Consider the following 6,499-nt stretch of genomic DNA (forward strand, 5'->3'; position numbering starts at 1 on the left):
CGAATCAATCATCTCCGCATCATCGCCTAGCTGGTGGACCTGGAATGCATGTAACTGTCGTAAGTCCATTGCGCCATATTGAGCGAACATTGCGCGCCCGTCAGTGCGGCGGTGGAGGCGCCGGAAGCCAGGAAAGTTTTGTTCTTCTCCCGTGCCACGCTGCTCACCGCGAGGCCCACGGCGGAATTGTTTACATCAACAATGGCATCGACCTCACGCCGGTCGAACCATTCGCGGGCGGTATTGACGCCGACATCCCGCTTGTTCTGGTGGTTCGCTTGAATCAACTCGACGCGCAGGTTGGGGAACATCTGGCGCGCCTCAGTCGCTGCCTGGGTGACGCAGGCCAGGGTGGTCGGCCCCGACCACCTGATTAGACCGGGGCTCGGCTTCGGCGGTTTCATACGGCACGACGAACACTGGCAAGGTACGAGGCGATGGCGATGATCAAAAAGGGGCAGGTCCGGGATACCGGCGGACGAGACATGCGGGCCAAAGCCACCTTCGTCGCCGAATTGTTCCAGACCGCCGCCTTATCTGGCTCCTGTCACGGTCATTCACACCCACTGACAATTGGATTTCTCCTGCACTGAGCAGCGCCAAGGCGGCCGGGCTACCCCGACCGCCCGCTTGGCGAGACGGTGCCTATTGATCCGGCCTGGGCGATCTTGAATCAGGCGGCGTAGCGGAAAGTCTTGTGCCCGAAGAAGCTGCGGACGCGGTCGGGCAGCTTCGATAGCCTGCGCATGTGGCTGATGGCGGCGCGCTTGAGCTGTGCCTTGCTGCGCGCCGGCGCCTTGCCGGTCACTGCCTGCTTCAGGTCGCCGTTGAGCCCCTCGTCCGGGTTCAGCTCCGGGCTGTACCCTGGGAGGTAGAACACCTCGATCTCGGCCTCCCGCCCGACGAGCCAGTCGCGGACCTTGGCCGAGCGATGGACCGGCAGGCGGTCAAGGATGAGGAAGACCTTGCGGTCGGCATCCCGGACCAGCCGGGCAAGGAAGCGGAGCAGGTCCGGTGCCTTGATGGCGCCGTCCAGCACCATCCAGCGCAGCTCGCCCTTGTTGGTGACTGCCGAGATCAGGCCGAGGTTGGCCCGCCGGTGGTTGACCCGCACCTCCGGCGTGCGGCCAGGCGGCGCGTAACCGCGGCCGCGCACGTCATCGGAACGCAGGCCGGTCTCGTCACCCCAGAAGACCGCGCCGCCCTCGGCCTTGGCCCGGGCGGCGATCGCCGGGTAGTCCCGCCGCAGCCAGCGCCGCACCGCCGCCGGATCCTGCTCATAAGCCCGCCGCAGCGGCTTCTGCGCGGTGAAGCCCCAGCGCGCCAGGTAGGTGCCCATGGTCCGCACCGCCAGCCGCACCCCGAAGCGCTGCCAGATCAGCTCCCGCACCGCTGCCCGGCTCCAGAGTGCAAACGGCAGGTCCAACTCGTCCGGCGTGTGCCGCCGGATCAGGTCCGGCGTCTCCGCCTCCTGCTCGGCCGTGAGGAGCCGGCCATACCCCGGGTCGGGCCCGCGCTGCCCGGTCTTCAGCCCAGCCGCACCCCGCTCGGCATACCGCTTGCAGATGTCGAACACCCCGGTCTGGGTCAGCCCAACCTGCGCCGCGATCGCACCATAGGTCAGGCCGGCCTGCCGGAGCCCGATCACCTGTCGCCGACGTTCCTCTTGCGCCGCCGCCGGCAGCTTGCGCATGTCCACATGCTTCATGCCCCCAACCTGGACGGATCCTACTTGCCTTCAAGACCGCCCAGGCCGGATCAATAATACTCAGGGACGGCATTCAGACATGGATGCCGTCGAGGTCCTTGCCTGCATTCTCCGGGCTGTAGAACCAGACCACCGCGCCCTGCAGCAGCATCACCACTGGAATCAGCAGGAAGGCCGCGGCGAAGCTGCCGGTACTTTCGCGTAGCCAGACAGCGACAAAGGGCCAGAGAACATAGCCGATGAAGAAGGCGACCGCCCAGGAGAAGCCGTTGCCAGTGCCGCGGATGCGGGTTGGGTAGATCTCGGTCGTATAGGTTGTCGCCGGGCCCCAGACGCCGAGGAAGCCGATGCTCCAGAGCAGGCCATAAGTCCAGAGCATGGGCTTGGTATCGGCATAAACCCAGAGGGTCAGGAACAGCGCGCCCTCCAGCAGCATCAGCAGGAAGCCGAGGCGGCGGCCGAAACGGTCAATGATCCAGCCGGCGCCGGCGATGCCGAGCACGCCGATCAGCCCCCAGGCGATGTAGAAGCTGCCATATTCCGCCGCCGACCAGCCATGCGCCTCCTTCAGGAACAAGGGCATCCAGAGCCCGACGGTGGAGAAGGCGATCAAGTTGGTGGTGGCGACGAAGGTGGCGAGCGCGGTGTTGCGCCGCATGTCCGGCAGGAAGAGCTGCCGCACGCCCACCTTGTCGGCCTTGCTGATCCAGGCGCTATCATCCTCGTTCAGCCGCGTGCCATGCGAGAGATGTTCGCGGATGCGCCGCTTGCGGTCCATGGTGCGGACCCAATAGGGCGATTCCGGGCAGAGCAGGCGGACGTAGATTGCCAACAGCGCCACCACGCCCGGCAGGATGAAGGCCGCGCGCCAGCCCCAATTGCCGACGACGAAGGCGGTGATGGTGCCGGCCAGTGCCGCGCCGACGCCCCAGGCCGCGCGATCGGCGCAGACGATGCGGCCACGCAGGCGCGCCGGCCAGGTCTCCGCCACCAGCATGGAGCCGATGGCCCATTCGCCGTTCAGCGCGAAGCGGCACATCGCATAGGCGGCGACGAAGAAGCCCCAACTTGGCGCGAAGGCCACTAGCGGCATCATCAGCGAGAACATAGCGATGTTGATGGCGAGCAGGTTGCGCCGTCCATAACGGTCCGCCAGCCAGGGCCAGAGGTACAGGCCGATGATGCCGACCAGCATGGCAATCTGCACGCCGGTCCGGTACTCGGGCAGGCCGACGGCGAACTCGGCCATGACCATCGGCGCGACCAGCGCGAAGATCGCGCCATCCATGCCATCGAAGCCCCAGCCCAGGCCATTGGCCCAGGCGATGTGCCAATGCGTGCCGGTCAGCTTCTGCTGCTGGGCGACGTTGCGATAGGCCGGGGAGCCAAGGTGCCGCTCCTCCAGCGGGCCGCCTGCGGTCAGGGCGGGGTCGGTAATGGGTGTCGGTCCGCGGGCAACTCCGAATGTTGTGGTGCTCATCGTGGCTTCCTCCTGGTTCGCGCGTTACTCGCGCTTGGCCATCCGCCTTTGAGACGCATGGGTGGACCATGGTGGTTGGCGCAGCTTCGTCCGCGCTGCGGGGACAGTGGGCGCAGCTTGCGGTTGTAGCAATCCTCAACCAGTGACGGCACCGGAGGCTTACTCTGCCACGCCGGCCTGATTGGTCTGTCAGAGCTCGCGCCAGAAGCCTCCGGACTGGCTGGGCGGGTAGCTGCGGTTGGGGTTCCGGCCTGCTGACAGCCGGCCAGGGTCCGGGAATGGAATGCATCTGCTGCGGGTCAGCCGCTGTCGCCGAGCGGATGGCCGGCCAGCACTGTGATGCTAGGCTCCTTGCGCGGGCCGCTTCGCTATCCCGCCTCTCACCATCAAAGAGGCTGTTCCGTCCCGCTACCCAGGCCTGGATCCATCACCCCGGATCCCCTCAAGAGCCAGCCTGGAAATGCGCGTGAAGCCGATCATGCCGGTTCGGTGCTGATCCGTTCCCAAAAAATGTCCCGGTGCTGCAACACGCCATTGATCTCTGCTGGAGGGGGCGTGAGCACCAATCGGTTGCCTTCAAACCGAACTTTGCGAACTTGGTCGCTGCCCATGGCGATCCGGCTCGTAGACGAGGCATCGACTTTGGTGACCAATGTTGTGCCATCAAACGTGTAGTTTCCGCAGTAGGAGGCGTAATCGCGTCTCACGCCATCGGGCAATTCGGCACGGCCGTCGCACAACACGGCCATCATCCGGCCTTCCGCATTCAGCGTCACAAGGCCCATGCCTTTCGGGCCGTAAGGCCGTGCAAGTGCTTTGCCATCTGGATCACGGGACGTGGCATTCACCATCTTCCAAGTGCCAATTAAACTGGTCGTCGCCTCCCGTGCGTTTGCCGCCCGGGCGGTACGAAATCCCAGTAAGGAAATCGTGGCGCCAACCATGGCCATGATGTTACGCCGCAACATTGCCGATGCCATTTTTGTTTCCTCTGGTTCGAGGAGCGTAAGAATCGCTGGAGGCTCCGTCAACATAGGTGGCTTGTCGCGGCCGATGGCTCCGGCGGCCGGAGCGTTATTCCGAGGGTCCGCGCTAGCCCCAATACTGTTCATTTTATGAGGTAATGACGTAGCCGATTCTGTTGCGTACTTGCGGCGCCGCCCCGGGCAGGTACAAACCATGGCATGGCGAGACGGCGGCGAGTGGCCTCGGTGAGGCCAGATCAGTCCTTCAAGGGTCGGCAGTTCACTGCAGAGGGGCACCGTTCGAGATTCCGACACTGTTGCCGGGCATCCGCGTCAGCACGTCACCTACCAACTACAAACCGGTCCGCCACATGCAGCTCCAACGCTGGGACGGGCGCTCCTGGGTGCGCTTTGGCCGCGTGATCGAGGGAGCGGACGTATAGCCATCCGGCCTCCCCTCAATCAGGGAGCGAGAAACCAGAGCACCTCCACCTTGCCTGGCGGAGCCGGCCGGGGTGGGATCTCAGGTGCTTTCGCGTACGCTGAGTGCATGGCTCGCTCTCGCCTTCAGCCGCACCGCCGACTGCATCATGCCCGCCCCCGTGGCCAAGCATTAGCCAAACCAGGCAGCCAGGCACTGGCAAGCTGCCCCAGGTTCTTGCCACTGGCGAGGTCGAGCAGCACGCGGAGGCGCGAGTGCAGGCTTATCTTCGCTTTCCTCCAGCGCCGCCTCCATGGGCAAGGCGCCCCGGCCTAACTCACGGTCAACTGGTCCACCGAGGCGACGGCCTCGGCCTCCTGCCCCGGGATAAGCGGCGCATGGCCTGGCCGGCCGGCGCGGAAATCCTCCGGCACGAAATGCTGCGTCAGCTTCCAGTAGTCGAGCAGCCGCCAGGGCGAGGTCACCGTCACGCGGTTATGGCGGTTCTTGTACCAGCTGGTCACGCCGGGATGGGTCCAGACCATGCTGCGGCACTTCTCGTCCACCAGCCTGTTGTAGGCATCGTGGACCTCCTGTCGCACCTCGAGCGTGGTGTAGCCCTGCTCGACCATCTCGCGCAGTGCCTGGCAGATGTAGCGGACCTGGCATTCGTGGTGAAAGATGATGCTACCGCCATGCGCGAGGTTGGTGTTGGGCCCGTAGGTCATGAATAGGTTCGGGAAACCGGGTGCGGTGATGCCGAGATAGGCGCGCGGGTCGTCGTCACCCCAGACCTCGCGGATGGTGCGGTCGCCGCGGCCGGTGATCTCCATGGGCCAAAGCATCTTGGACGCCTGGAAGCCGGTCGCCATGATGATGACGTCCACCGCATGCTCGGTGCCGTCCGCCATCACGATCGCATCCTCGGTGATCCGAGCAATCGATCCCGTTACCAGCTCGACATTCGGGCGCTTGAGCATGCGGTACCAGTAGTTGTCCCGCAGCATGCGCTTGCCATAGGGCGGGTAGCCGGGAATCACCTTTGCTAGCAGCGCTTCGTCGCCGTCCAGCTCCTTTCGCACGTAGTCGACGATCAGCTCGCGCATCTTGTGGTTGGCTTCGTTCAGCGAGACATCCGGCCTCGGCCAGTCCGGGTCCACCTGCAGCGAAGCGTGGAAGCCGTCCGACCCGGCCCAGAAAAGCTGGAAGCGCAACCACTTGCCGAAATAAGGGATGTGCTCCAGGCACCAGAGATTCCCAGGGCTGACCACCTTGTGGTAGTTCGGGTTGTGCATTGCCCAGTGCGGCGTGCGCTGGAATACCACGAGCTTCGCCACCTCCGGCGCTATCGAGGGACCGGTCTGCACCGCGCTTGCGCCTGTCCCGATCATCGCGACGCGCTTGCCTTTGAGGTCGACCGACGTGTTCCAGCGCGCGGTGTGGAAGACCGGGCCGCGAAAGCTGTCCAGCCCCTCGATCGGTGGGATGGAGGGCCGATTGAGCTGGCCGACCGCGGTGATCAGGGCATTGCAGGCGAGAGTCTCCTCCCCGCCATCACGCCGACGGATGGTCACGCGCCAGCGTGCGACGGCTTCGTCGAAGGCGGCGCCGGTCACTTCAACGCCGAAGCGAACATGCGGGCGGACATCGTATTTGTCGAAGGTGTTCTCGATATAGCGGTGAATTTCGGCGCGCTGGGAGAAATGACGGGTCCATTTAGTGTTGGGGTTGAAGGAGTAGGAGAAGAAGTGGTTCGGCGTGTTCACGGCGCAGCCGGGATACTGGTTCTCCAACCAGGTGCCGCCGACGGTCTCGGTAGCTGCTCATCCCCGGTGTTGCTGGGTCGCGTTGGAAGGCTTCGCCGGGCGCTTGACGTAACCGCATGATGTTTGATTCAAGCTCTGGATGGACCGGCTCCCCGCTCT

The 6,499-nt window shown here is 64.7% G+C and carries 5 protein-coding genes; all 5 read right to left on the reverse strand.

Annotation, left to right across the window (positions count from 1 at the left end):
* Positions 1-26: 26 nt before the first annotated feature.
* The gene (locus tag E2C06_RS27885; protein WP_165982708.1) at positions 27-404 is read right to left on the reverse strand and encodes an ABC transporter substrate-binding protein; all 378 of its coding nucleotides are present in this window, start codon (positions 402-404) and stop codon (positions 27-29) included.
* A gap of 269 nt (positions 405-673) precedes the next feature.
* Positions 674-1,708 carry an IS630 family transposase gene (locus E2C06_RS27895; protein WP_133291860.1) on the reverse strand — a complete coding sequence of 345 codons (1,035 nt, stop codon included), beginning with the start codon at positions 1,706-1,708 and terminating at the stop codon, positions 674-676.
* Between the two features lie 73 nt (positions 1,709-1,781).
* The gene (locus tag E2C06_RS27900) at positions 1,782-3,188 is read right to left on the reverse strand and encodes an MFS transporter (protein ID WP_133291861.1); all 1,407 of its coding nucleotides are present in this window, start codon (positions 3,186-3,188) and stop codon (positions 1,782-1,784) included.
* 476 nt (positions 3,189-3,664) lie between these two features.
* Positions 3,665-4,168, reverse strand: a complete 504-nt coding sequence (locus tag E2C06_RS37965; RefSeq protein ID WP_165982709.1) for a lipocalin-like domain-containing protein — start codon at positions 4,166-4,168, stop codon at positions 3,665-3,667.
* 738 nt (positions 4,169-4,906) lie between these two features.
* Positions 4,907-6,367: a flavin-containing monooxygenase gene (locus E2C06_RS27915; protein WP_133291864.1), complete on the reverse strand. Its 1,461-nt coding sequence runs from the start codon at positions 6,365-6,367 to the stop codon at positions 4,907-4,909.
* Positions 6,368-6,499 lie beyond the last annotated feature (132 nt).

The organism is Dankookia rubra (genome assembly GCF_004355005.1).
GTDB lineage: Bacteria > Pseudomonadota > Alphaproteobacteria > Acetobacterales > Acetobacteraceae > Paracraurococcus > Paracraurococcus ruber_A.

Coding starts and splice junctions, on each gene's coding strand:
- E2C06_RS27900 (WP_133291861.1), bottom strand. CDS start 3,188: ATGAGCACCACAACATTCGGAGTTGCCCGCGGACCGACACCCATTACC.
- E2C06_RS37965 (WP_165982709.1), bottom strand. CDS start 4,168: ATGGCATCGGCAATGTTGCGGCGTAACATCATGGCCATGGTTGGCGCC.
- E2C06_RS27885 (WP_165982708.1), bottom strand. CDS start 404: ATGAAACCGCCGAAGCCGAGCCCCGGTCTAATCAGGTGGTCGGGGCCG.
- E2C06_RS27895 (WP_133291860.1), bottom strand. CDS start 1,708: ATGAAGCATGTGGACATGCGCAAGCTGCCGGCGGCGGCGCAAGAGGAA.